This window comes from Bacillus sp. 11C, assembly GCF_055486375.1.
Genome location: NZ_JBUPVZ010000018.1, coordinates 21,032 through 45,828, shown reverse-complemented (window position 1 = coordinate 45,828; position 24,797 = coordinate 21,032). Strand labels below are relative to the sequence as shown.

Genomic DNA, 24,797 nt, shown 5'->3' with positions numbered 1-24,797 from the left:
GAACGTTTTTTGTAAAAAGAATTATTTTTGGTTTTGAAGCTGCTTTTGGATTTCGCTGATGATTTGCTCAGCGCCTTCTTGGCTTAGAACCAATTTACCGCCAGCAAGTTTAAGGTTATCATCAGAAACTTCACCAGTTACTTGGCAAGTCATGTTTGGTTTATATTTTTTAAGGATGATTTTTTCATCATCAACATAAATTTCAAGAGCATCTTTTTCTGCGATTCCAAGAGTACGACGCAATTCGATAGGAATAACTACACGTCCTAATTCATCAACTTTACGCACAATACCAGTAGATTTCATAAACTTTCTCCTCCCAAGAGATGATTATTTGTTTAAATTATATTTTTCTTCGTCATTATTCGACAAAATACTTACCTTCATAGCATAACAAGGTTTCCAATAATCGTCAATCATTTTGTTTACTATTGATTGTAAGAATTAGTTCTTATAGTCAGTAATGTATCAGAAACTACTGAAATAACAGCTTTTTATAAATTTATAATAAAGCTATTATCCTACTAAAAATCCTTTTAAATCAAGACTTTTGAACCAAGGTTTTTTGTTTCATTTGATTATATACGACAAAATTCGACATGAACAGACTTTTTTTATTTTCATTAAAGATTTTTAATTTTAATTATTCTTTTTCAAGGCATACGTATATATTCTTGATCTTAAAGGCTAAGATGGTATCATAGATAAAGGATAAATATAAATAATAATCATTTTTGATTTGCACTTATCGCCGCTCTCGTCCTTTGGGCGGGAGCTTTTTGACATTCTGATTGGGAGGTTTCAAGATGCCGCAAGAAAACAATACATTTTATATTACAACACCGATTTATTATCCGAGCGGAAAATTACATATCGGCCATGCATATACGACAGTCGCAGGAGATGCAATGGCACGTTACAAAAGATTAAAAGGGTTCGATGTTCGCTATTTAACGGGAACGGACGAGCATGGACAAAAGATCCAGCAAAAAGCTGAGCAGGAAAACATTACACCTCAGGAGTATGTGGATCGCGCAGCGGCAGATATTCAGAAACTATGGAAACAGCTTGAAATCTCAAACGACGACTTTATCCGTACAACAGAAAAACGGCATAAAGTTGTGATTGAAAAGGTATTTCAAAAGCTTCTTGATAACGGGGACATCTATCTTGATGAGTATGAAGGCTGGTACAGTATCCCTGATGAAACATTCTACACGGAAACTCAGTTAGATGATATCGAGCGGAATGAAAAGGGAGAGGTCATCGGCGGAAAAAGTCCTGACAGCGGACACCCAGTTGAATTAATCAAAGAGGAATCTTATTTCTTCCGTATGGGGAAATATGCGGATCGTCTTCTGAAATATTATGAAGAAAACCCGACATTCATCCAGCCGGAATCACGCAAAAACGAAATGATTAACAACTTTATCAAGCCTGGACTTGAGGATTTAGCTGTATCACGTACCACTTTTGATTGGGGCGTGAAGGTGCCGGAAAATCCAAAACACGTTGTATATGTTTGGATCGACGCGCTATTTAACTATTTAACAGCACTCGGCTATGATACAGAAAATGATGAGCTTTATCAAAAATATTGGCCTGCCGATGTTCATTTAGTCGGTAAAGAGATTGTGCGATTCCACACCATTTATTGGCCAATTATGCTGATGGCACTCGATCTGCCGCTGCCGAAGCAAGTATTTGCGCATGGCTGGCTTTTGATGAAAGATGGAAAAATGTCGAAATCAAAAGGGAACGTTGTAGATCCGGTTACATTAATTGAACGCTATGGTTTAGATGAGCTTCGTTATTACCTGCTTCGCGAAGTACCGTTCGGGTCTGACGGTGTCTTTACACCGGAAGGCTTTGTTGAGCGGATTAACTATGATTTGGCGAATGATTTAGGAAATCTATTGAATCGTACAGTTGCGATGATCAATAAGTATTTCGAAGGACAAATCGGTTCTTACAAAGGTGCTGTAACGGAATTTGACGAAACGCTTGCTTCAGTCGCTAATGAAACAGTGAAGTCTTACGAGAAAGCAATGGAAAACATGGAGTTCTCAGTAGCTCTTTCAACATTATGGCAGCTAATCAGCCGTACTAACAAATATATTGATGAGACAGCTCCATGGGTGCTTGCGAAGGATCCGGAAAAAGAAGAAGAACTGAAGTCGGTTATGTACCATCTGGCTGAGTCATTGCGTATTTCAGCCGTGCTGCTTCAGCCGTTCCTAACAAAAACACCGGAAAAAATGTTTGAGCAGCTAGGCATTACTGATAAAACTTTGAAATCTTGGGATAGCATTACAGATTTCGGCCAACTGCAAGATGCAGAAGTACAAAAAGGTGAGCCGTTGTTCCCTCGTTTAGAGGCAGAAGAAGAAATTGCTTATATCAAAGGCAAGATGCAGGGCTCAGTGCCAGCTAAAGAAGAAACAAAAGAAGAGGAGCCGCAAGAGGTTGATCGCTTACCCGAAATTACGATTGATCAATTCATGGATGTAGAACTTCGTGTGGCAGAGGTCATTAAGGCTGAGCCGGTAAAAAAAGCAGACCGTTTATTGAAGCTGCAGCTGGATCTTGGTTTTGAAAAACGCCAAGTTGTATCCGGTATTGCGAAGCATTATACGCCTGAAGAGCTTGTTGGGAAAAAACTCGTATGTGTAACAAATCTAAAGCCGGTTAAGCTGAGAGGAGAGCTTTCAGAAGGTATGATCCTTGCGGGGGAAGCAGACGGCGTATTAAAAGTCGTATCTATCGATCAGTCGTTACCGAAAGGCACAAGAATTAAATAATGACAAACAAAAGGTGTTTCACGTGTAACAATTCGTCGAACACCTTTTGTGTTTCGACAAGAAAGGAGTTTTTTACTTATGTTATTTGACACACACGCGCATTTAAATGCAGAACAATATGATACTGATCTAGAAGAGGTTATTGAACGGGCAAAAGCTGAACAAGTGAATCGAATTGTCGTAGTGGGTTTTGACCGTCCGACCATCACACGTGCGATGGAAATGATTGAGGCATATGATTTTATTTATGCAGCCATCGGCTGGCACCCTGTTGATGCAATCGACATGACTGAGGAAGATTTAGCGTGGATAAAAGAGCTTTCTGTTCATGAAAAAGTGGTGGCGATAGGTGAAATGGGGTTGGATTATCATTGGGACAAATCTCCTAAAGAGATCCAAAAAGAGGTATTCAGAAAACAAATCGCCTTAGCGAAAGAGGTCAATCTGCCTATTATCATTCATAACCGTGATGCAACGGAGGATGTCGTGACCATTTTGAAGGAGGAAGGCGCAGAAGCTGTGGGCGGAATCATGCACTGCTTTACAGGAAGTGCGGAAGTGGCGAGAGAGTGCATGAAAATGAATTTTTATTTATCATTTGGGGGACCGGTGACTTTCAAAAATGCGAAGAAGCCTAAGGAAGTCGTGAAGGAAATTCCGAATGACCGTTTGCTGATTGAAACTGATTGCCCGTTTCTCACACCTCATCCTTTTCGCGGAAAAAGAAATGAGCCGAGCTATGTAAAATATGTGGCAGAGCAAATTGCTGAATTAAAAGGAATGACTTTCGAAGAGGTTGCTTCAATTACGACTGAAAATGCAAAAAGACTTTTCCGTATAAACTGACAAAAAACGCTAGCGGGTTTTGTAAGAGCTTGTCCTTTTCAGCGCTTATTCATAAAAGTTCTACATGCTTTCTTCTCCTCATAGGATAGGGTTGTCGACAAGTCTTTCTTCCGTTTCTCAGTGTATTTCAGGATAATGAAGAAGACACTGGGCTTTTGGGAGAAAGAGAGAGGAGGGTTGACAGCCTTTTAGATACTCTATATAATCTCTCCGAGGAGAAGGAGGCGTTTTTCATCACACAAAAAATGAAAAAGCTGTTTTCCGTAAAGCTTAGCAAAAGCAAAGTCATTCTGGTTGCTGCTTGTTTGCTTTTGGCGGGAAGCGGGACTGCGTACGCGGCTCATGAGCTGACGAAACAATCAGTCTCAGTTTCTATCAATGGCAAAAAGAAACATATACGCACACACGCAAAAACGGTCGGTGATCTTTTAGATACGCTTGATATAAAGACAAGAGACGAAGACAAGATCACACCTGCTAAACAGACAAACATAACAGCAGATATGGCCGTTGTGTATGAGGCTGCAAAACCTGTCAAGCTTACAATAAACGGGGAAGAAAAGACATTATGGTCAACAGCAAAAACGGTCGGTGCATTACTGGACGAACAAGATGTTGATGTGAAAAAACACGATCAAATTGATCCCGCAATAGATACAGATATTTCGAAAGACATGAAGATTAACATAGAACCCGCATTCCAGGTTACTGTAAATGATGCAGGAAAACAAAAGAAGATCTGGACGACTTCGACTACCGTCGCTGACTTTTTAAAACAGCAAAAGATGAACATAAAAGACGAAGATAAAATCAAGCCTGCGTTAGATGCAAAGCTGACGAAAGCAAAGGCTGATATTACAATTACTCGTATCGAAAAGGTCACCGATGTAGTTGAAGAGAAAATCGCGTTCGATGTGAAAAAACAAGAAGACGCTTCTCTTGACAAAGGGAAAGAAAAGGTTGTCCAAAAAGGAAAAGAAGGCAAGCTTAAAAAACACTTCGAAGTCGTTAAAGAAAACGGCAAAGAAGTCTCCAGAGAGCTTGTGAAAGAAGAAACGGCTGAACAAAGCAAAGATAAAGTGATTGCTGTCGGCACAAAGCAAAGCAGTCCAAAGGTTGAAAAGGTCAATGCTTCCGGCGATTCAAAAACGGTTGTGTCCCGTAGCAATGAGTCAACAGGCAAAGTGATGACTGTATCATCTACGGCTTATACGGCAAGCTGCAGCGGTTGTTCAGGACATACAGCTACAGGCGTTAACTTAAAAAATAATCCGAATGCGAAAGTCATCGCTGTAGATCCAAATGTCATTCCGCTAGGCTCCAAAGTTCACGTTGAAGGCTATGGATATGCCATTGCTGCAGATACTGGTTCAGCGATTAAAGGGAGCAAAATAGACGTCTTTTTCCCGGAGAAATCATCGGCGTACCGATGGGGAAATAAAACAGTCAAAATTAAAATCTTAAATTAATATATACTTATGTATTCAGAGGGTTTTGCGCCCTCTGTTTTTTTCGTTATAATAGACAAAGTGTATTTTCTGCTTTATTAGACGCTCGACACAAGAAAAAGTTTCATGAATATACAAAAGTTTTTAATTTGTCTTGGAGGAAATAATGAAAATTAAAGAGATCATTGTGGTCGAGGGGCGTGACGATACGGCCCGCATCAAATTGGCTGTTGATGCAGACACAATTGAAACAAATGGTTCAGCCATCGATGATCATGTGATTGACCAAATCCGTTTGGCCCAGAAGACCAGAGGTGTCATTATTTTAACAGATCCGGATTTCCCGGGTGAGAAGATCCGCAAAACCATTTCAGAAGCTGTATCCGGCTGCAAGCATGCATTTTTGCCAAAACATCTTGCCAAACCTAAAAACAAGCGGGGAATCGGTGTGGAGCACGCATCGATTGAAAGCATTAGGGCATGTTTAGAAAACGTGCACGAAGAGATGGAAGCGCAGCCGAGTGACATTTCAGCTGAGGATTTGATTCATGCCGGGCTGATTGGCGGATCTGCGGCCAAACGCCGCCGCGAACGACTGGGTGATCTATTGAAAATCGGCTATACAAATGGAAAACAGCTTCAAAAACGGCTGCAAATGTTTCAAATTAAAAAAAGTGATTTTATGAGTGCGCTCGATACCGTTATGCGGGAGGAACAGAATGAATAAAGATATTGCGACACCGATAAGAACGAAAGAGATACTGAAAAAATACGGTTTTTCTTTTAAAAAGAGCTTAGGACAGAATTTCTTAATTGATACGAACATTTTAGACAGAATTGTCGATCACGCGGAAGTGACGGAGAAAACGGGTGTCATTGAAATCGGCCCGGGAATCGGGGCTTTGACCGAGCAGCTCGCCAAGCGGGCGAAAAAGGTCGCGGCATTTGAGATTGACCAGCGATTATTGCCGATTCTAAAGGACACGCTGTCTCCTTACGACAATGTCACTGTCATTCATCAGGACGTATTAAAGGCTGACGTCAAATCCGTCATTGAAGAACAATTTCAAGATTGTGATGAAATCATGGTTGTAGCCAACCTTCCTTATTACGTGACAACGCCGATTATCATGAAACTGCTTGAAGAACATCTCCCGCTGAAAGGGATTGTGGTCATGCTGCAAAAAGAAGTAGCTGAGCGCATGGCGGCAGACCCTTCATCTAAGGAATACGGTTCACTTTCAATCGCGGTCCAATTTTATACAGAAGCCAAAACGGTGATGACCGTTCCAAAAACCGTGTTTGTTCCTCAGCCTAATGTAGATTCCGCAGTCATTCGGCTGATCCTCCGCGATGGCCCGGCAGTGGACGTGGAAAACGAAGCCTTTTTCTTTCAGTTGATCAAGGCCAGTTTTGCTCAGCGCCGTAAAACGCTGCTCAATAACTTAGTCAACAATCTGCCTGATGGAAAAGCACAAAAATCAAAGATTGAGCAAGTGTTGGAAGAGACAAATATTGACGGCAAGCGCCGTGGTGAATCTCTGTCTATAGAGGAGTTTGCAGCGCTGTCTAACGGATTGTATAAAGCCCTTTTTTAAAAGGGCTTTTTGTTTTGCGCACCACTTGGACTGCCGCTACATAGGCTAGAGAAGGACCTTAAATTCAATGAGAAGAAAAACTTGGACTCAGCGAAAAAAGGCGCTTTCTCAAGGCTCTTTCTTTCATGATGAGGCTTAGTCTATGTGTGGAGTGAGGAACGTGCAATTTCAAATAGGAGATATGGTAGCCAGAAAATCCTATCAAATGGATGTTTTGTTTCGCATTATAGGAATAGAGCAAACAAGCAAAGGGAATTCAATCGCTATTTTGCATGGTGATGAAGTCAGGCTGATTGCTGATGCGGATATTTCTGATCTTGTAGCAGTAAAAAAAGATGAGCAAATGATGCGGAAAAAGAAAGATGAGAGCAGAATGAATGAATCGCTCGAATTGCTCCGCCAAGATTATAAGCTGCTCAGAGAAAAGCAGGAGTACTATGCGACAAGCCAGTATCAGCATCAGGAGCATTATTTCCATATGCCGGGCAAGGTGCTTCATTTGGACGGCGATGAAGCATATCTGAAAAAATGCCTGAATGTCTATAAAAAAATTGGAGTGCCCGTCTATGGCATCCATTGCCATGAAAAGAAAATGTCTGCTTCTATTGAAGAATTACTCGACAAATATCGACCTGACATCTTGGTGATAACAGGGCATGATGCGTACTCAAAGCAAAAGGGCGAGATTGATGATTTGAACGCGTACAGACATTCAAAGCATTTTGTTGAAACGGTTCAAAACGCCCGAAAAAAGATCCCTCACTTAGATCAGCTTGTTATTTTTGCGGGGGCTTGCCAATCCCACTTTGAATCGCTCATAAGAGCGGGGGCAAATTTCGCGAGTTCACCGTCAAGAGTAAACATTCATGCGCTTGATCCGGTGTATATCGTCGCGAAAATCAGCTTTACGCCGTTTATGGAACGAATTAATGTATGGGAAGTGCTCCGTAATACGCTGACAAGAGAGAAAGGGCTTGGAGGTATAGAAACAAGAGGAGTACTGAGAATTGGAATGCCATATAAGTCCAATTAACAGATGAAAACCTGCATCTATGCGGGTTTTTTATTTTACATAATGATACATAATTTACCGAAACTTGCGGAAAATAATTGAGGAATCATAGAATTTTGTCAAAATAATTTTGTTGACAACGTCTTATCAACGTTGATATAATTTAAATTTTATTTGACAAAAATGGGCTCATGTTGTACAATAAGTATAGTGAGGTGGATGCAATGGCGAAGACGTTGTCCGACATTAAAAGATCGCTTGATGGGAATTTAGGTAAAAGGCTGACGTTAAAGGCAAACGGTGGCCGCCGAAAAACAATTGAGCGCTCGGGCATTTTAGCTGAGACGTACCCTTCTGTTTTTGTGATACAACTAGATCAAGACGAGAACTCGTTTGAAAGAGTTTCATACAGTTACGCTGATATTTTGACTGAGACTGTTGAGCTGACTTTTAATGATGACGCCGCAAGCTCAGTGGCATTTTAACGGGCAGTGAACCTTTTGTTTACTGCTTTTTGTTTTGCCCTTTTTTTGTTTCCATTAATTTTAACGAAAGTTTCATCTGTTATTAACAAAAGATAAAAACGGTCACATATTATCGTCACGTGCACGAATGGCTATCACTTCTAAAAAAGGGGTTGTTTCGTTTGGGCAGACGTCGTGGAGTTATGTCAGATGAGTTTAAATATGAGCTGGCTAAAGACCTTGGTTTTTATGACACAGTGAAAAATGGCGGCTGGGGCGAAATTCGCGCCCGCGATGCCGGTAACATGGTAAAGCGCGCCATTGAAATCGCTGAACAGCAAATGGCTCAGAATCAGAATAACCGATAAGGATGTGACCCGGGGGACGTGCTGTTCCCCGGTTTTTATTTTGGATATAAATACATAATAGGCTGCAATATGGATATGTTCATCCTGTACTTCAAATGTGATACAATGTTCATACTTATGTTTAGATGGAGAAGTAGGTGAAAGCTATGCGTATTTTAGAAAAAGCGCCAGCGAAGATCAATCTGTCACTTGATGTCACCCGAAAACGCCCGGATGGCTATCATGAAGTCGAAATGATCATGACGACGATTGATTTAGCGGATCGGATTGAATTGACGGAGCTGGCAGAGGATGAAGTGAGAGTCTCCTCCCACAACCGTTTTGTGCCTGATGATCAAAGAAACTTAGCTTATCAGGCTGCCAAACTGATCAAGGACAGATACAACGTAAAAAAGGGAGTTTCCATCATGATTACGAAGATGATTCCGGTGGCTGCTGGTCTTGCCGGCGGAAGCAGTGATGCGGCGGCGACGCTCAGAGGGCTGAACAAACTGTGGAATTTAAATCTCTCTGCAGAAACGCTTGCCGAGCTTGGAGCGGAAATTGGCTCCGACGTTTCATTTTGTGTCTATGGCGGAACTGCACTGGCAACTGGACGCGGCGAGAAAATTAAACACATCAGCACGCCTCCGCACTGCTGGGTCATTTTAGCGAAACCGACAATCGGTGTTTCAACTGCTGAAGTGTACAGACAGCTGAAGCTGGATGATGTTGAGCATCCCGATGTACATGGCATGATTGAAGCTATAGAGGAAAAGAGTTTTCAAAAGATGTGCAGCCGTTTAGGTAATGTGCTCGAATCTGTTACGCTTGATATACATCCTGAAGTTGCGATGATCAAAAACCAGATGAAACGCTTTGGCGCAGACGCCGTGTTAATGAGCGGGAGCGGACCGACTGTGTTTGGACTGGTTCAGTATGAGTCGAAGGTGCAGAGAATTTATAACGGGTTAAGAGGCTTCTGCGATCAGGTTTATGCGGTGAGAATGATCGGCGAACAGAACGCTCTTGATTAAATCCGTATGTTAAGTTATATTGATCTTAAAATATTCGGATTTTGGGGGTAAGTTCATGAAGTTTCGTCGCAGCGGCAGATTGGTGGACTTAACAAATTACTTGTTAACCCATCCGCACGAGTTAATACCGCTAACCTTTTTTTCTGAGCGGTATGAATCTGCAAAATCATCGATCAGTGAAGATTTAACAATTATTAAGCAAACCTTTGAGCAGCAGGGGATTGGTACTTTGCTTACTGTTCCCGGAGCTGCCGGAGGCGTCAAATATATTCCGAAAATGAAACAGGCTGAAGCTGAAGAGTTTGTGCAGACACTTGGACAGTCGCTGGCAAATCCTGAACGTATCCTTCCGGGCGGTTATGTATATTTAACGGATATCTTAGGAAAGCCATCTGTACTCTCCAAGGTAGGGAAGCTGTTTGCTTCTGTGTTTGCAGAGCGCAAAATTGATGTTGTCATGACCGTTGCCACTAAAGGCATCCCTCTGGCGTACGCAGCTGCAAGCTATCTGAATGTGCCTGTCGTCATTGTTCGCAAAGATAACAAGGTAACAGAAGGCTCTACAGTCAGCATTAACTACGTCTCAGGCTCATCAAACCGCATTCAAACGATGTCACTTGCGAAAAGAAGTATGAAAACGGGTTCAAACGTACTCATTATTGATGACTTTATGAAAGCAGGCGGCACAATTAATGGTATGATTAACCTGTTAGATGAGTTTAACGCAAATGTGGCGGGGATCGGCGTCTTGGTTGAAGCCGAAGGAGTAGATGAACGTCTTGTTGATGAATATATGTCACTTCTTACTCTTTCAACCATCAACATGAAAGAGAAGTCCATTGAAATTCAGAATGGCAATTTTCTGCGTTTTTTTAAAGACAATCTTTTAAAGAATGGAGAGACAGAATCATGACAAAAGCAGTCCACACAAAACATGCCCCAGCGGCAATCGGGCCTTACTCACAAGGGATTATCGTAAATAATATGTTTTACAGCTCAGGCCAAATTCCTTTGACTCCTTCAGGTGAAATGGTGAACGGTGATATTAAAGAGCAGACTCATCAAGTATTCAGCAACTTAAAAGCGGTGCTGGAAGAAGCAGGCGCTTCTTTAGAAACAGTTGTAAAAGCAACTGTATTTATTGCGGATATGGAACAGTTTGCAGAAGTAAACGAAGTGTACGGGCAATATTTTGACACTCACAAACCGGCGAGATCTTGTGTTGAAGTCGCGAGACTGCCGAAGGACGCCCTAGTCGAAATCGAAGTTATTGCATTGGTAAAATAATAATAAAAAAAGTGATTCTGGGTGACCCTCGGAATCACTTTTTTATTTACCTTATGTCCGAAATAAAAGCGTTATGACCTAATTGTGTAACTATATCCTATTTTTTCAAAAAATATTTTAAAAACGAGCAGGATTTCAGAAAAAATCGTGGAATTGATACACTAATGCTTTTATATAGGGAAAAGGTGGTGAACTACTGTGGAAGTTACTGACGTAAGATTACGCCGCGTGAATACCGATGGTCGCATGAGAGCGATTGCATCCATCACGCTGGATCACGAATTTGTTGTTCATGATATTCGTGTGATTGATGGAAACAATGGTCTTTTCGTTGCGATGCCGAGTAAACGCACCCCTGATGGAGAGTTCCGAGATATTGCTCATCCTATTAATTCAAGCACGCGAGGAAAGATTCAAGATGCCGTGTTAAATGAGTATCATCGTATGGGTGACACTGAAGCATTAGAATTCGAAGAAGCTGGAGCTTCTTAAAAAATAACCAAAAAGCAAGGACTGCTGAAAGGGCTGACAAAAGCCTTTGCCGGCAGTCCTTTTTTAATTCTGATTTTTCAAACTTAATTTCACTCAATAGAAAATTCTTGCACTTCATGAAGTCTCCTTGAAATCAGAAGATATTTAGGATATATTTTTCTATGGATAAAAGGGATATTGGAGGCCAATAAATGGATAAGCGGTTTGCAGTTGTTTTAGCGGCTGGACAAGGAACAAGAATGAAATCGAAGCTTTATAAAGTCCTTCATCCAGTTTGCGGTAAGCCTATGGCAGAGCACGTCGTGGATGAAGCCTTAAAGTTATCTTTATCGAAGCTTGTCACGATTGTCGGACATGGTGCGGAAGAAGTGAAAAAGCAGCTTGGTGATAAAAGCGAGTATGCGCTTCAAGCAGAACAGCTTGGCACTGCTCATGCTGTAAAACAGGCACAGCCATTTCTTGCTGACGAAAAAGGCGTCACAATTGTCATTTGCGGAGATACGCCGCTTTTAACAGCTGAGACAATGGAACAGATGCTGAAAGAACATACACAAAGAGAAGCGAAAGCTACGATTTTAACTGCGGTTGCAGAAGATCCAACCGGATACGGACGTATTATTCGCAGTGAAAACGGAGCGGTTCAAAAAATTGTTGAGCATAAGGACGCCTCTGAAGAAGAACGTCTTGTAACTGAGATTAATACCGGTACGTATTGTTTTGACAATGAAGCGCTATTCCGGGCCATTGATCAGGTGTCTAATGATAATGCTCAAGGTGAGTATTATTTGCCGGATGTCATAGAGATTCTTAAAAACGAAGGCGAAACTGTTGCCGCTTACCAGACTGGTAATTTCCAAGAAACACTCGGAGTTAATGATAGAGTCGCTCTTTCTCAGGCAGAACAATTTATGAAAGAGCGTATTAATAAACGGCATATGCAAAATGGCGTAACGCTGATTGACCCGATGAACACGTATATTTCTCCTGACGCTGTTATCGGAAGCGATACTGTGATTTATCCTGGAACAGTGATTAAAGGTGAGGTGCAAATCGGAGAAGATACGATTATCGGACCTCATACGGAGATTATGAATAGTTCAATTGGCAGCCGTACGGTGATTAAACAATCGGTAGTCAATCACAGTCAAGTGGGGAATGATGTAAACATAGGACCTTTTGCTCACATCAGACCTGATTCTGTCATCGGGAATGAAGTGAAGATCGGAAATTTTGTTGAAATCAAAAAGACTCAATTCGGAGACCGAAGCAAGGCTTCTCATTTAAGCTATGTCGGTGATGCTGAGGTAGGCACAGATGTAAACTTGGGCTGCGGTTCAATAACTGTCAATTATGATGGAAAGAATAAATATTTGACGAAAATTGAAGACGGCGCGTTTATCGGCTGCAATTCCAACTTGGTTGCCCCTGTCACAGTCGGAGAAGGCGCTTATGTTGCTGCGGGTTCAACTGTTACGGAAGATGTACCTGGAAAAGCGCTTGCTATTGCCAGAGCGAGACAAGTAAATAAAGACGATTATGTGAAAAATATTCATAAAAAATAATCCTAAATTCGGAGGTTTATCCATGTCTAATCAATACGGAGATAAGAATTTAAAGATTTTTTCTTTGAATTCGAATCCAGAGCTTGCAAAAGAAATCGCAGATATAGTTGGAGTTCAATTAGGAAAATGTTCTGTCACAAGATTTAGTGACGGGGAAGTCCAAATTAATATCGAAGAAAGTATTCGCGGATGTGACTGCTATATCATCCAGTCTACAAGTGCCCCCGTTAACGAGCATATTATGGAACTGTTAATTATGGTAGATGCGTTAAAACGCGCTTCTGCAAAAACGATTAACATTGTTATTCCTTATTATGGTTATGCGCGTCAAGACAGAAAAGCAAGATCCCGTGAGCCAATCACAGCAAAACTTTTCGCAAACCTGCTTGAAACAGCCGGTGCTACTCGCGTAATTGCACTTGACCTGCATGCGCCGCAAATTCAGGGATTCTTTGATATACCGATTGACCACTTAATGGGTGTTCCGATTTTAGGAGAATATTTTGAAGGCAAAAACCTTGAAGATATCGTCATTGTTTCACCAGACCACGGCGGTGTGACACGCGCCCGCAAACTGGCTGACCGACTAAAAGCGCCGATTGCGATAATCGATAAACGCCGTCCGCGTCCAAACGTGGCGGAAGTCATGAATATTGTAGGTAATATCGAAGGGAAGACCGCTATCCTTATCGATGACATTATCGATACTGCAGGTACCATTACACTTGCTGCTAATGCGCTCGTTGAAAACGGAGCGAAAGAAGTATATGCATGCTGCACACACCCTGTACTATCAGGTCCTGCTGTTGAACGTATTAATAATTCAACAATCAAAGAGCTTGTTGTGACAAACAGCATCAAGCTTCCTGAAGAAAAGAAAATTGAACGGTTTAAGCAGCTTTCAGTCGGACCGCTTTTGGCCGAAGCCATTATTCGTGTTCATGAGCAGCAATCAGTCAGCTATCTGTTCAGCTAAACCGACTTTTGAGGTTTAAATCCTTATCGTTATGGGTATTGTTTGTAGTAGGACAATAAAACGATTATAGGATGGTGCTGAATATGGCAACTTTAACGGCAAAAGAAAGAACGGATTTTACTCGTTCGTCTCTTCGGAATATCCGTACTTCAGGACATGTTCCAGGTATCATATATGGGAAAGACACGGGAAACAAACCTGTATCATTAGACAGTGTGGAGCTGATCAAAACGCTGAGGGACGAAGGTAAAAATACAGTTATCACGCTTGACGTCAGCGGAGAAAAACATTCTGTCATGGTGACAGACCTGCAAACGGACCCGCTGAAAAATGAAGTCACTCATGCTGACTTTCAAGTGGTCAATATGGGTGAAGACATTGAGGTGGAAGTTCCGATTCATTTGACCGGAGAAGCCATCGGAGTGAAAAACGGAGGCGTATTGCAGCAGCCGCTGCATGCACTTACTGTAAAGGCAAAGCCAAAAGCCATTCCGCAAACGATTGAGGCTGATATTTCAAACCTTGATGTAAATGAGGTACTCACTATTGCGGATCTGGCTGCTGACGGTGACTACGCCTTTAATCAAGAATCAGATGAGGTTGTAGCTTCTATCCTTCCTCCGCAGCAGCAGGAAGCAGCTGAGATAGATGAAGAGGAATCTGCCGATGCTCAGCCTGAAGGTGAAAACAAAGAACAATAATAGCTTAAGGCGTAACCCTCCCGCGGTTACGTCTTTTGTGCTAGAATGAGAAGAATTATAGCCCGCTATGCAGACGGGAGTTTATGTGACTAAGGGAGGATTCGCCATGCTTGTGATTGCCGGTCTCGGAAACCCGGGGAAAAACTATGAAAACACACGGCATAATGTCGGATTTATGGTGATAGATCAGCTTGCGAAGGAATGGAATATTGAGCTGAATCAAAATAAATTTAATGGATTATACGGAACCGGATTTGTTTCCGGCAAAAAGGTTCTACTTGTTAAACCGCTTACATATATGAATTTATCAGGAGAATGTTTGCGGCCTTTAATGGACTATTATGATGTTGAAAACGAAGATTTAACAGTCGTTTACGACGATCTTGATCTTCCGGCTGGCAAAATCCGTTTAAGAACAAAAGGAAGCGCCGGAGGACACAATGGCATCAAATCATTGATCCAGCATCTTGGAACATCCGAGTTTGATCGCATCCGCATCGGAATCGGCCGGCCTGTAAACGGCATGAAGGTCGTTGACTATGTGTTAGGCTCCTTCACCAAGGAGGAGGCACCAGATATTGGTGAAGCGATCGAAAAATCTGTGAAGGCTTGTGAAGCTTCTCTGAGCAAGCCGTTTTTAGAAGTCATGAACGAATTTAACGCAAAGGTATAAAATGAATCAACAAAGCCCATACTACACCAAAATAACTTTTTCATCAGGAGGTCCCTTGTATGGCTTTGCATTATTATTGCCGTCATTGCGGAGTGAAAGTAGGCAGTCTCGAATCTTCCATGGTATCGACTGACTCACTCGGTTTTCAGCACTTAACAAACGAAGAAAGAAACGATATGATTTCTTATAAAGAAAATGGAGATGTTCAAGTTTTGACCATATGTGAAGATTGCCAAGAGGCGCTTGACCGAAATCCGCATTACCACGAACATCACACATTTATTCAATAAAAAGCTTTGGTGTAGATACTAGACCAAAGCGTTTTTCTGTTCTCACAGGAAACAGAGAGGAGGGGCCATATGGACAACATTCAAACCTTTATAAAAGAAAGCGATGACTTTAAATCCATCATCAACGGTTTACACGAGGGGCTGAAGGAACAGCTGCTCGCGGGTCTGTCGGGTTCCGCGCGTTCTGTTTTTACTTCTGCCTTGGCTAATGAAACGAATAAGCCTATCTTTCTAATCACCCATAATTTATATCAAGCCCAGAAAGTAACGGATGATCTGACTGTACTCCTAGGGGACCGATCTGTCCTTTTGTACCCCGTTAATGAACTCATTTCATCAGAAATAGCAGTCGCAAGCCCCGAATTACGGGCGCAGCGATTAGATGTCATTAATAGATTAACGAATGGAGAAGCGCCAATTGTCGTTGCTCCTGTAGCTGCAATCAGAAGAATGCTGCCGCCTGTAGAGGTGTGGAAAAACAGTCAAATGCTCATTCAAGTTGGCCATGATATCGAACCTGATCAGCTCGCATCACGGCTGGTAGAGGTAGGATATGAGCGGTCTGATATGGTGTCTGCACCCGGGGAATTCAGCATTCGCGGAGGAATCATTGACATATACCCGCTGACTTCAGAGCATCCGGTGAGAATTGAACTTTTTGACACCGAAGTGGATTCAATCCGCAGCTTTAACTCAGATGATCAGCGGTCAATTGAGACCCTTACCTCTATCAATGTTGGTCCTGCTAAGGAACTGATTATCAGATCTGAAGAAAAAGTTCGGGCGATGGAGAAAATTGATAAAGGCCTTGCCGCAAGCCTAAAAAAATTAAAGAACGACAAGCAAAAAGAAATTCTTCATACGAATATTTCTCATGACAAAGAACGCTTGTCTGAAGGTCAGACAGATCAGGAACTGGTGAAGTATCTCTCATACTTCTATGAAAAGCCTGCTAGTTTACTAGATTATACACCTGATAACACACTTCTGATTTTAGATGAAGTCAGCCGGATTCATGAGATGGAAGAGCAGCTTCAAAAAGAAGAAGCGGAGTTCATAACAAACCTTCTTGAGGAAGGGAAGATTTTGCATGACATCAGTTTGTCATTCAACTTCCAAAAAATAGCATATGAGCAAAAACGGTCTCTGCTGTACTATTCTTTATTTTTGCGGCATGTACAGCATACGAGCCCGCAAAATATCGTCAATGTGTCAAGCAGACAAATGCAGAGTTTTCATGGCCAAATGAACGTGCTCGCGGGTGAAATGGAACGCTTTAAAAAATCAAACTTCACCGTTGTATTCTTAGGTGCAGACAAGGAACGTACACAGAGGTTATCTTCCGTTCTGTCTGATTATGAAATCGAAGCCGCCGTGACGGACAGCAAAAAAGCGCTTGTGCAGGGACAGGTCTATATCATGGAAGGTGAGCTGCAATCGGGATTTGAGCTGCCATTAATGAAGCTTGCTGTTATTACAGAAGAAGAACTGTTCAAAAACCGTGTGAAAAAGAAGCCTCGTAAACAGAAGCTTACAAATGCAGAGCGCATCAAGAGCTATTCCGAGCTTCAAATCGGTGATTATGTCGTTCATATTAATCACGGGATCGGAAAGTATTTGGGGATTGAAACCCTTGAAATCAATGGGATCCACAAAGACTATTTAAACATTCATTATCAGGGAAGCGACAAGCTATACGTACCTGTCGAGCAAATTGACCAAGTGCAAAAGTATGTTGGCTCCGAAGGAAAAGAGCCGAAGCTGTATAAATTAGGCGGAAGCGAATGGAAGCGGGTCAAGAAAAAAGTAGAGACATCGGTTCAGGATATTGCTGACGACTTAATTAAGCTTTATGCCGAAAGGGAGGCGAGCAAAGGCTACGCGTTTACTCCTGATCATGAGATGCAGCGGGAATTTGAATCGTCGTTCCCTTATCAAGAGACTGAGGATCAGCTCCGTTCCATTCACGAAATCAAAAAGGACATGGAACGAGAACGTCCGATGGACCGCTTGCTATGTGGAGATGTGGGCTATGGAAAAACAGAGGTTGCTATACGTGCTGCATTTAAGGCGATAGGTGACGGAAAGCAGGTAGCGCTGCTTGTTCCGACAACAATTTTGGCACAGCAGCACTATGAAACCATTACTGAGCGCTTTCAGGACTATCCGATTAATATCGGCCTGCTCAGCAGATTCAGAACGAGGAAAGAAGCGAACGAAACGCTCAAAGGATTGAAAAACGGTACTGTTGATATCGTCATCGGAACGCACCGGCTGCTATCCAAAGATGTCGTTTATAAAGACTTAGGGCTCCTTATCATTGATGAAGAGCAGCGTTTCGGTGTAACCCATAAAGAAAAGATCAAGCAGATCAAAGCCAATGTGGATGTATTAACATTAACCGCGACGCCTATTCCACGTACGCTGCATATGTCTATGCTTGGCGTAAGGGATCTTTCAGTCATTGAGACTCCGCCGGAAAACCGCTTCCCCGTACAGACGTATGTTGTGGAATACAACGGCGCCCTTGTCAGAGAGGCGATTGAACGTGAGCTTGCGCGCGGAGGCCAGGTCTATTTCTTGTACAACCGGGTTGAGGATATTGAACGGAAAGCGGATGAGATCTCTATGCTGGTCCCTGACGCGAAGGTAGCGTATGCGCATGGGAAAATGACAGAAAACGAACTAGAAACCGTTATGCTAAGTTTTCTTGAAGGAGAATCAGACGTTCTCGTTAGCACAACCATTATTGAAACCGGCGTAGACATCCCGAACGTCAATACGCTGATTGTATTTGACGCCGACAAAATGGGACTTTCTCAGCTTTATCAGCTGCGGGGGCGTGTCGGCCGTTCTAATCGTGTGGCGTATGCGTACTTTACGTACCGCCGCGATAAAGTACTGACAGAAGTTGCTGAAAAAAGGCTGCAGGCCATTAAAGAATTCACAGAGCTTGGTTCCGGTTTTAAAATCGCAATGCGTGACTTAACGATACGCGGAGCCGGGAATCTTCTCGGCGCCCAGCAGCACGGCTTCATCGACTCGGTCGGATTTGACCTCTATTCACAAATGCTGAAGGAAGCCATTGAAGAGCGTAAAGGAGACACAGCGAAAACGGAGAAGTTTGAAACAGAAATTGATGTCGAGCTTGATGCCTATATTCCTGAAACTTATATTCAAGACGGAAAACAGAAAATTGATATGTATAAACGCTTCAGGTCTGTGGCTACAATCGAAGAAAAGAATGAACTTCAAGACGAAATGATCGACCGATTTGGAAACTATCCAAAAGAAGTTGAATACTTGTTTACTGTTGCAGAAATGAAGGTTCATGCGAAACATGAACGTGTTGAGCTGATTAAGCAGGATAAAGATGCTGTCAGATTGACGATTTCTGAAGAAGCAAGTGCTGAAATTGACGGACAGAAGCTGTTTGAGCTCGGCAATAAATATGGCAGACAAATCGGACTGGGAATGGAAGGAAAAAAACTCAAAATTTCTATACAGACGAAAGGCCGTAGTGCCGATGAATGGCTCGAAACCGTGCTGGGCATGCTGAAAGGCTTAAAAAATGTGAAAAAGCAAACCATTTCTTCAACGTAAATTTTGTTACTCTCTGGTGTATATTACATTTGATGTGACGGATACTAATTTCAAGCGAGGCGGAAGGTACATAAAGTAACTGCTTTAGGTCTTTCCCACATGTATATACCATCAAATGAAAGAGAGGCACCAGAGATGAAAGCAACCGGTATCGTACGTCGTATTGATGACTTAGGTCGGGTCGTGATCCCTAAAGAAATTCGCAGAACTCTGAGAATCAGGGAAGGCGATCCGCTTGAGATTTTTGTAGATCGTGACGGAGAAGTCATTTTGAAAAAGTACTCTCCGATCAGTGAGCTTGGAGACTTTGCAAAGGAGTATGCAGACGCGCTTTATGACAGTCTCGGACATTCAGTACTGATTTGTGACCGTGATGTCTATATTGCCGTGTCCGGCAGCTCGAAAAAAGACTACTTAAACAAGCCGATCAGTGAAATGCTGGAAAAAACAATGGATCAGCGCAGTTCCGTGCTTGAGAGTGATGCGAAATCAGTACAGCTCGTTAATGGCATAGATGAGGACATGAATTCTTACACTGTCTGCCCGATTGTGGCAAATGGTGATCCGATAGGCGCAGTGATTATTTTTTCAAAGGATCAGACAATGGGCGAAGTAGAGCATAAAGCCGTTGAGACAGCAGCAGGATTTTTGGCGCGACAAATGGAACAGTAGGTCTTATTCCTTTTATCGAAAATAGGTATGAAAAGAACAGCTCTCCTGGGGACGCTGTTCTTTTTTCGTGCATGCCCAGAAAGGATTCCGAGGGTTGGGATGTGGTATAATAACCTCGTTTTTATTTGTGTCGCGGCAATACGTGAACCGTATTCGTATTGTCCCTGACGTTGGGAAGGAGCTTTTGGATGGACGATTCAATAGGCGGCAAACGGCATTGGATTTGGCAGGGGGCTGTTGTTTTAATTCTGGCAGGCGTCATCACAAAAATATTAAGCGCCGTTTACAGAGTCCCGTTTCAAAACATTGTCGGCGATGTTGGATTTTATATATATCAGCAGGTATATCCCTTTCTTGGTATTGCGGTCATGCTGTCAACATCAGGATTTCCGGTCATTATTTCGAAACTGATGAATGATTATAGTGAAAAAAGCCATCACACCATATTAAAAATATCAGCGGTGTTTTTATCTTTAATCGGTATTTTATTATTTCTTTGCTTATATATGGGTGCTGCTCCAATCGCACTTTTTATGGGAGATTCACATCTCGCCGTGTTAATTCAAGTGACTGCGTTTTCATTTTTGCTGTTCCCGTTTGTCGCGTTGCTTAGAGGCGGTTTTCAAGGGCGGCATGACATGCTCCCTTCGGCCTTATCGCAGATGACAGAGCAGTTACTGCGGGTTGCGGTGCTTCTGGGCTTATCATTTTGGCTCGTCAAAAAGGGAGCCTCGCTTTATACTGTCGGAGCGGCAGCCGCTTCCGGGTCTCTTGCCGGAAGTTTAGTTGCATTGATCATACTTGGATTTTTTTGGTTCAAAACGAAAAGAGACAAACAAACGGGTAGCCAAAATGAAAATGTCATAACAACAAAAGAATTGGTAAAAAAACTGCTTTTATATTCTATTACCATTTGTATAAGCAGTTTGCTCCTTTTGTTGATCCAGCTTGTCGATGCGTTGAATTTATATGCTTTGCTTTCGGGTGGTGAGGCAAGCGAAGAAGCAAAACGCCTAAAGGGGATTTATGATCGGGGGCAGCCTTTGCTGCAGCTCGGTTCCGTTTTCGCGGTGAGCATAGCGACATCAATCGTTCCGTATATTTCCAAGGCCGTAAAGAACAAAGAGCTTAAGATCATGAAAGAAAAAGCCGCGTCATCTTTAAAGTTGTGTCTTGTGCTGGGTACAGGCGCGTCGGCTGGATTGATTTGCATTCTTGAGCCGGTCAACATCATGCTGTTTCAAAATGGTGAAGGGACAGCTGCGTTACAAGTATTTAGCTGCTCCATTTTGTTTGCATCCTTGGCGGTCACGGCAGCCGCAGTTTTGCAAGGCGCGGGATACACAGTTTTTCCTGCGATAGCGGTGGGCGCAGGTGTGGCAGTGAAATGGGTGTTAAATACTCTTTTAGTTCCGCGCTATGGGATTGAAGGTGCATCACTTGCTACAGCGGCTTCCTTTGCGGCTGTCGCCGCTCTTAACTTGTATCTGCTTCGGCAAAAGGAATGGCTCGGTAAGCTCAGAGGCGTTATGATTCCGATCATTGGATCCGCCCTTTTGATGTCGGCTGTCTTGCTTGTATATATGCGTCTCTGGACTTTCTTGATTCCTGCAGCAGGAAGAGGAGCGGCTGCGATTGAAAGTCTGTCTGCTGTCGCCATTGGTGGCGCGGTGTTTATTTGTTGTATGATGAAGTTGGGAATATTTACAGATGAAGAGCTGAACAGTGTGCCTTTTGGCAGTAAGTTAAGCAAAATCAGGAGAAGGAGAGAACAAAATGGCGGGTAATATTACAGTTGTCGGACTTGGTGCCGGAGACATGGACCAATTGACAATTGGCATACATAAGCTGCTGACGAAGGCAGATACGCTGTATGTCAGAACCAAGGATCATCCCTTAATTCAGGAGCTTGAAAAAGATACGAAGAACATCCTTTTTTTTGACGATATATATGAGAAACACGACCAATTCGATGCCGTATATGAAGAAATTGCTGATATCCTCTTTGAAGCGGCGCAGGAAGAGGACGTGGTTTATGCTGTGCCGGGACACCCTTTTGTTGCGGAAAAAACAGTACAGCTGCTGACGGTTCGGCAGGAAGAGAAAAACGTGCAAGTAAAAGTCGCAGGAGGACAAAGTTTTCTTGATGCCACATTTAATGCCCTGCAAATTGACCCGATTGAAGGCTTTCAATTTGTGGATGCCGGCACATTGTCTGCGGATGAGCTTGAGCTCAGACATCATCTGATCATTTGTCAGGTTTACGACCAAATGACGGCTTCTGAAGTCAAGCTGACATTGATGGAGAAGCTGCCTGATGATTATGAGGTTGTGATTGTGACTGCAGCAGGAAGCCGTGACGAGGAGATCCAGACAGTGCCTTTATTTGAGCTGGACCGCAATGTCGCCTTGAATAACTTAACAAGTGTGTATATTCCGCCGATTAAAGAAGAGAAGCTGCTTTATCACGAATTTTCCGCGTTCCGAAGCATCATTAGAGAGCTTCGCGGGCCTAATGGATGTCCGTGGGATAAAAAGCAGACTCATCAGTCATTAAAACAGTACATGATTGAAGAGTGTTATGAACTTCTCGAAGCAATTGACGAAGAAGACACAGACCATATGATCGAAGAGCTTGGCGACGTTTTGCTTCAGGTCTTACTTCACGCGCAAATCGGTGAAGACGAAGGTTATTTCACAATTGATGATGTCATAAAAGGAATCAGTGAAAAAATGGTCCGAAGACATCCCCATGTGTTTAAAGATGTTAAGGTTCAGGATGAAAACGATGTTTTGGCAAATTGGGAAGACATAAAAAAAGCCGAAAAAAATACATCGGAAGCATCCTTATTAGACAGCGTGCCGAAGACCCTTCCAGCTCTTTCGAAAGCCGCTAAACTGCAGAAAAAAGCAGCAAAAGTAGGTTTTGACTGGGAAGACGTCAGCGATATTTGGGAAAAGGTAAACGAGGAAATGAAGGAATTTTCTGCTGAGATTTCTGAAGATCCTCATGAACACAATCTCAAGGCCGAGTTTGGCGACGTGTTGTTCGCACTGGTGAATGCAGCCCGCTTCTACAAAATAGAACCGGAGGAAGCACTGGCGATGACCAATGACAAATTCAGGAGACGGTTCTCGTATATTGAGAAAACAGCGAAGGAACAAGAAATCGAGCTGGCCGATATGTCTCTTGAGGACATGGATAAACTGTGGAATGAAGCAAAAGAAACTGAGAGGAGATCATAAATATGAGATTAGATAAATTTTTGAAAGTATCACGGCTGATTAAGCGACGTACACTAGCAAAGGAAGTAGCTGACCAAGGACGAATCTCTATTAACGGAAACCAGGCAAAAGCAAGCTCTGACGTGAAAGCCGGAGATGAACTAAAGGTCCGCTTCGGCCAAAAGCTTGTAACGGTTCAAGTAAATGAGTTGAAGGACACGACGAAAAAAGAAGAAGCTGCAAACATGTATACGATTCTAAAAGAAGAAAAACTCGGCGAATAGGCTTGTTCTAAAAATATCCCCCGCCTCATACAATGCAGTAATAATGCTAAAAGTATCGAGGATATGGGGGCTGAATAGATGAATTCATATTATGATCAAAACGGTTCTTCGTCTGTTCCGGAACAGCACGATGTGACAATGAAAGGCCGGAAGCATTTAGATATTTCAGGGGTTAAGCATGTGGAGAGCTTTGACAATGAAGAGTTCCTGCTGGAAACGGTGATGGGAATGCTCTCAGTCAGAGGCCAAAACCTGCAGATGAAAAATTTAGATGTGGAAAAAGGGATTGTATCTATTAAAGGCAGGGTATTTGATTTAGTGTACTTAGACGAACAACAAGGGGATAAAGCTAAAGGGTTTTTTAGCAAGTTGTTTAAATGACGCTGACGACACAATTCTATACAATGCTGGCGATGTCCGGTATGGGTCTCTGGCTTGGCGCGTCGCTTGATACATACCGGCTCTTTGTCATTCGTGCCAAAACTGCCAGATGGCTATTATTTATTCATGATATTCTTTTCTGGATTGTGCAGGGGCTGCTTTTCTTTTATGTCTTGCTTAGTGTAAATGAGGGAGAATTCAGGCTGTATATCTTTTTAGCGGTTCTGCTGGGCATTGCGACGTATCAGAGCCTTTGCAAGCGAATCTATATAAAAACACTGAAATTCGTCATTTACCTTGCAGTTTCTGTTTATCAATTCTTCAAAAAACTTATTCAGCACGTGTTATTTCGTCCTATTTTGTGGACATGCGGAGCGATTATTTGGCTAGCGGCGTTTTTATTAAATAAAACATACCGCCTGATCGTTTTTCTCTTGTTGTGTCTATATAAAATATTTATGGTTCTGTGTTTTCCGATCCGTTTTATCGCAAAACAATGTTTGAAACTTCTTCCTGAAAAAATACGTCTAACTATGAGACGTTATTTAGAAAAAGGTGCAGGATTTCTCAAAAAGAAGAAGAAACTATTGATAACCATAGGAACGACCATTACACGTTTTTTGAAGAGATGAAAGGAGGACCGTCTGGTTTGAATTTTTCCAGGGAACGAACGATAACTGAAATACAAAATGACTATAAAGAACAGGTAGAGCGGCAAAATCAGCTGAAGAAAAGAAGACGCAAAGGGCTGTACAGGCGGTTGACTGTATTCGGCGCCCTAGTATTTCTGACGGCAATAGTGCTGGCGAGCTCTGTATGGTCCCAAACATCTTCCCTTAGCGCAAAAGAAGAAAAGAAAGAACAGCTTGAAAAAGAACTAAAAAGTTTAAAGACAAAACAAGAGGATTTAAAAGAAGAAATATCCAAATTGAAGGATGAGGATTACGTCACAGAGCTTGCCAGACGGGACTTATTCATGTCCGGAGACGGAGAAATTATCTTCAATGTGGAGAAGAAGAGCAAGTAGCCTTGTTGACACTTAAATTTTTATTTAGGTATAATTAAGCAAACGATCTTTTTATAAGCCTAAGGAGGAGC

At 42.4% G+C, this 24,797-nt stretch carries 26 protein-coding genes; 25 read left to right on the top strand and 1 reads right to left on the bottom strand.

Features of this window, described 5'->3' with window-relative positions:
- Positions 1-21: 21 nt before the first annotated feature.
- Positions 22-306, bottom strand: coding sequence for a transition state genes transcriptional regulator AbrB (abrB, locus tag ACY3LV_RS18840; protein ID WP_087993958.1), 285 nt, complete (start codon positions 304-306; stop codon positions 22-24).
- 500 nt (positions 307-806) lie between these two features.
- Between abrB and metG the strand changes: the two genes are divergently transcribed.
- From metG to divIC, 25 genes are all read left to right on the top strand, one after another.
- Positions 807-2,801 carry a methionine--tRNA ligase gene (gene metG / locus ACY3LV_RS18835; RefSeq protein WP_464864297.1) on the top strand — a complete coding sequence of 665 codons (1,995 nt, stop codon included), beginning with the start codon at positions 807-809 and terminating at the stop codon, positions 2,799-2,801.
- Positions 2,802-2,879: 78 nt separating this feature from the next.
- Positions 2,880-3,647, top strand: a complete 768-nt coding sequence (locus ACY3LV_RS18830) for a TatD family hydrolase (protein ID WP_148964453.1) — start codon at positions 2,880-2,882, stop codon at positions 3,645-3,647.
- Positions 3,648-3,802: 155 nt separating this feature from the next.
- Entirely contained in the window at positions 3,803-5,116 is a 1,314-nt protein-coding gene (locus tag ACY3LV_RS18825) for a ubiquitin-like domain-containing protein (RefSeq protein WP_148964454.1), read from the top strand.
- A gap of 145 nt (positions 5,117-5,261) precedes the next feature.
- Positions 5,262-5,822, top strand: coding sequence for a ribonuclease M5 (gene rnmV, locus ACY3LV_RS18820; RefSeq protein ID WP_148964455.1), 561 nt, complete (start codon positions 5,262-5,264; stop codon positions 5,820-5,822).
- On the top strand, positions 5,815-6,693 hold the full coding sequence (gene rsmA, locus ACY3LV_RS18815) for a 16S rRNA (adenine(1518)-N(6)/adenine(1519)-N(6))-dimethyltransferase RsmA (protein WP_087991881.1): 879 nt from the start codon (positions 5,815-5,817) through the stop codon (positions 6,691-6,693). Before rnmV ends, rsmA begins: the two co-directional genes overlap by 8 nt.
- A gap of 160 nt (positions 6,694-6,853) precedes the next feature.
- Positions 6,854-7,726 (top strand): sporulation-specific protease PrtG, encoded by an 873-nt coding sequence (gene prtG, locus ACY3LV_RS18810; RefSeq protein WP_087991880.1) that lies wholly within the window; start codon positions 6,854-6,856, stop codon positions 7,724-7,726.
- Between the two features lie 203 nt (positions 7,727-7,929).
- Complete coding sequence (gene veg / locus ACY3LV_RS18805) at positions 7,930-8,190, top strand: biofilm formation stimulator Veg (RefSeq protein WP_003218330.1); 261 nt, start codon at positions 7,930-7,932, stop codon at positions 8,188-8,190.
- A gap of 161 nt (positions 8,191-8,351) precedes the next feature.
- Entirely contained in the window at positions 8,352-8,537 is a 186-nt protein-coding gene (locus tag ACY3LV_RS18800; RefSeq protein WP_003218333.1) for a small, acid-soluble spore protein, alpha/beta type, read from the top strand.
- A gap of 146 nt (positions 8,538-8,683) precedes the next feature.
- Positions 8,684-9,553 (top strand): 4-(cytidine 5'-diphospho)-2-C-methyl-D-erythritol kinase, encoded by an 870-nt coding sequence (ispE, locus tag ACY3LV_RS18795; RefSeq protein WP_464864301.1) that lies wholly within the window; start codon positions 8,684-8,686, stop codon positions 9,551-9,553.
- Between the two features lie 55 nt (positions 9,554-9,608).
- Positions 9,609-10,466 carry a pur operon repressor gene (gene purR, locus ACY3LV_RS18790; protein WP_087991878.1) on the top strand — a complete coding sequence of 286 codons (858 nt, stop codon included), beginning with the start codon at positions 9,609-9,611 and terminating at the stop codon, positions 10,464-10,466.
- Positions 10,463-10,840: a 2-iminobutanoate/2-iminopropanoate deaminase gene (gene ridA / locus ACY3LV_RS18785; RefSeq protein ID WP_003218344.1), complete on the top strand. Its 378-nt coding sequence runs from the start codon at positions 10,463-10,465 to the stop codon at positions 10,838-10,840. The genes purR and ridA overlap by 4 nt, the downstream gene beginning before the upstream one ends.
- A gap of 198 nt (positions 10,841-11,038) precedes the next feature.
- The gene (gene spoVG / locus ACY3LV_RS18780; RefSeq protein ID WP_087991877.1) at positions 11,039-11,332 is read left to right on the top strand and encodes a septation regulator SpoVG; all 294 of its coding nucleotides are present in this window, start codon (positions 11,039-11,041) and stop codon (positions 11,330-11,332) included.
- Positions 11,333-11,523: 191 nt separating this feature from the next.
- The gene (glmU, locus tag ACY3LV_RS18775; RefSeq protein WP_148964457.1) at positions 11,524-12,894 is read left to right on the top strand and encodes a bifunctional UDP-N-acetylglucosamine diphosphorylase/glucosamine-1-phosphate N-acetyltransferase GlmU; all 1,371 of its coding nucleotides are present in this window, start codon (positions 11,524-11,526) and stop codon (positions 12,892-12,894) included.
- Between the two features lie 22 nt (positions 12,895-12,916).
- The gene (locus ACY3LV_RS18770) at positions 12,917-13,870 is read left to right on the top strand and encodes a ribose-phosphate diphosphokinase (protein ID WP_064814082.1); all 954 of its coding nucleotides are present in this window, start codon (positions 12,917-12,919) and stop codon (positions 13,868-13,870) included.
- An 83-nt stretch (positions 13,871-13,953) separates the two neighbouring features.
- Positions 13,954-14,571, top strand: coding sequence for a 50S ribosomal protein L25/general stress protein Ctc (locus ACY3LV_RS18765; protein ID WP_464864296.1), 618 nt, complete (start codon positions 13,954-13,956; stop codon positions 14,569-14,571).
- A gap of 106 nt (positions 14,572-14,677) precedes the next feature.
- Complete coding sequence (gene pth / locus ACY3LV_RS18760) at positions 14,678-15,244, top strand: aminoacyl-tRNA hydrolase (protein WP_148964459.1); 567 nt, start codon at positions 14,678-14,680, stop codon at positions 15,242-15,244.
- Between the two features lie 59 nt (positions 15,245-15,303).
- Positions 15,304-15,534: an anti-sigma-F factor Fin gene (fin, locus tag ACY3LV_RS18755; RefSeq protein WP_087991873.1), complete on the top strand. Its 231-nt coding sequence runs from the start codon at positions 15,304-15,306 to the stop codon at positions 15,532-15,534.
- A 69-nt stretch (positions 15,535-15,603) separates the two neighbouring features.
- Positions 15,604-19,137 (top strand): transcription-repair coupling factor, encoded by a 3,534-nt coding sequence (mfd, locus tag ACY3LV_RS18750; protein ID WP_464864295.1) that lies wholly within the window; start codon positions 15,604-15,606, stop codon positions 19,135-19,137.
- Positions 19,138-19,272: 135 nt separating this feature from the next.
- Entirely contained in the window at positions 19,273-19,809 is a 537-nt protein-coding gene (spoVT, locus tag ACY3LV_RS18745; protein ID WP_148964461.1) for a stage V sporulation protein T, read from the top strand.
- Between the two features lie 188 nt (positions 19,810-19,997).
- Positions 19,998-21,596, top strand: a complete 1,599-nt coding sequence (locus tag ACY3LV_RS18740; protein ID WP_464864294.1) for a putative polysaccharide biosynthesis protein — start codon at positions 19,998-20,000, stop codon at positions 21,594-21,596.
- Positions 21,586-23,055 (top strand): bifunctional methyltransferase/pyrophosphohydrolase YabN, encoded by a 1,470-nt coding sequence (gene yabN / locus ACY3LV_RS18735; protein WP_464864293.1) that lies wholly within the window; start codon positions 21,586-21,588, stop codon positions 23,053-23,055. Before ACY3LV_RS18740 ends, yabN begins: the two co-directional genes overlap by 11 nt.
- A gap of 2 nt (positions 23,056-23,057) precedes the next feature.
- Positions 23,058-23,318: an RNA-binding S4 domain-containing protein gene (locus tag ACY3LV_RS18730; protein WP_087991869.1), complete on the top strand. Its 261-nt coding sequence runs from the start codon at positions 23,058-23,060 to the stop codon at positions 23,316-23,318.
- A 78-nt stretch (positions 23,319-23,396) separates the two neighbouring features.
- Complete coding sequence (gene yabP, locus ACY3LV_RS18725) at positions 23,397-23,699, top strand: sporulation protein YabP (protein WP_087991868.1); 303 nt, start codon at positions 23,397-23,399, stop codon at positions 23,697-23,699.
- Entirely contained in the window at positions 23,696-24,331 is a 636-nt protein-coding gene (yabQ, locus tag ACY3LV_RS18720; protein ID WP_464864292.1) for a spore cortex biosynthesis protein YabQ, read from the top strand. Before yabP ends, yabQ begins: the two co-directional genes overlap by 4 nt.
- 17 nt (positions 24,332-24,348) lie before the next feature.
- A complete protein-coding gene (gene divIC, locus ACY3LV_RS18715; protein WP_087991866.1) occupies positions 24,349-24,726 on the top strand; it encodes a cell division protein DivIC in 378 nt (125 codons plus the stop codon).
- Positions 24,727-24,797: the final 71 nt, after the last annotated feature.

What these genes read in the sequence shown, in the direction of transcription:
- abrB (WP_087993958.1), bottom strand. Translation starts at nt 306, where the DNA reads ATGAAATCTACTGGTATTGTGCGTAAAGTTGATGAATTAGGACGTGTA.
- metG (WP_464864297.1), top strand. Translation starts at nt 807, where the DNA reads ATGCCGCAAGAAAACAATACATTTTATATTACAACACCGATTTATTAT.
- ACY3LV_RS18830 (WP_148964453.1), top strand. Translation starts at nt 2,880, where the DNA reads ATGTTATTTGACACACACGCGCATTTAAATGCAGAACAATATGATACT.
- rnmV (WP_148964455.1), top strand. Translation starts at nt 5,262, where the DNA reads ATGAAAATTAAAGAGATCATTGTGGTCGAGGGGCGTGACGATACGGCC.
- rsmA (WP_087991881.1), top strand. Translation starts at nt 5,815, where the DNA reads ATGAATAAAGATATTGCGACACCGATAAGAACGAAAGAGATACTGAAA.
- veg (WP_003218330.1), top strand. Translation starts at nt 7,930, where the DNA reads ATGGCGAAGACGTTGTCCGACATTAAAAGATCGCTTGATGGGAATTTA.
- ispE (WP_464864301.1), top strand. Translation starts at nt 8,684, where the DNA reads ATGCGTATTTTAGAAAAAGCGCCAGCGAAGATCAATCTGTCACTTGAT.
- purR (WP_087991878.1), top strand. Translation starts at nt 9,609, where the DNA reads ATGAAGTTTCGTCGCAGCGGCAGATTGGTGGACTTAACAAATTACTTG.
- ridA (WP_003218344.1), top strand. Translation starts at nt 10,463, where the DNA reads ATGACAAAAGCAGTCCACACAAAACATGCCCCAGCGGCAATCGGGCCT.
- glmU (WP_148964457.1), top strand. Translation starts at nt 11,524, where the DNA reads ATGGATAAGCGGTTTGCAGTTGTTTTAGCGGCTGGACAAGGAACAAGA.
- ACY3LV_RS18770 (WP_064814082.1), top strand. Translation starts at nt 12,917, where the DNA reads ATGTCTAATCAATACGGAGATAAGAATTTAAAGATTTTTTCTTTGAAT.
- ACY3LV_RS18765 (WP_464864296.1), top strand. Translation starts at nt 13,954, where the DNA reads ATGGCAACTTTAACGGCAAAAGAAAGAACGGATTTTACTCGTTCGTCT.
- pth (WP_148964459.1), top strand. Translation starts at nt 14,678, where the DNA reads ATGCTTGTGATTGCCGGTCTCGGAAACCCGGGGAAAAACTATGAAAAC.
- fin (WP_087991873.1), top strand. Translation starts at nt 15,304, where the DNA reads ATGGCTTTGCATTATTATTGCCGTCATTGCGGAGTGAAAGTAGGCAGT.
- mfd (WP_464864295.1), top strand. Translation starts at nt 15,604, where the DNA reads ATGGACAACATTCAAACCTTTATAAAAGAAAGCGATGACTTTAAATCC.
- spoVT (WP_148964461.1), top strand. Translation starts at nt 19,273, where the DNA reads ATGAAAGCAACCGGTATCGTACGTCGTATTGATGACTTAGGTCGGGTC.
- ACY3LV_RS18740 (WP_464864294.1), top strand. Translation starts at nt 19,998, where the DNA reads ATGGACGATTCAATAGGCGGCAAACGGCATTGGATTTGGCAGGGGGCT.
- yabN (WP_464864293.1), top strand. Translation starts at nt 21,586, where the DNA reads ATGGCGGGTAATATTACAGTTGTCGGACTTGGTGCCGGAGACATGGAC.
- ACY3LV_RS18730 (WP_087991869.1), top strand. Translation starts at nt 23,058, where the DNA reads ATGAGATTAGATAAATTTTTGAAAGTATCACGGCTGATTAAGCGACGT.
- yabP (WP_087991868.1), top strand. Translation starts at nt 23,397, where the DNA reads ATGAATTCATATTATGATCAAAACGGTTCTTCGTCTGTTCCGGAACAG.
- yabQ (WP_464864292.1), top strand. Translation starts at nt 23,696, where the DNA reads ATGACGCTGACGACACAATTCTATACAATGCTGGCGATGTCCGGTATG.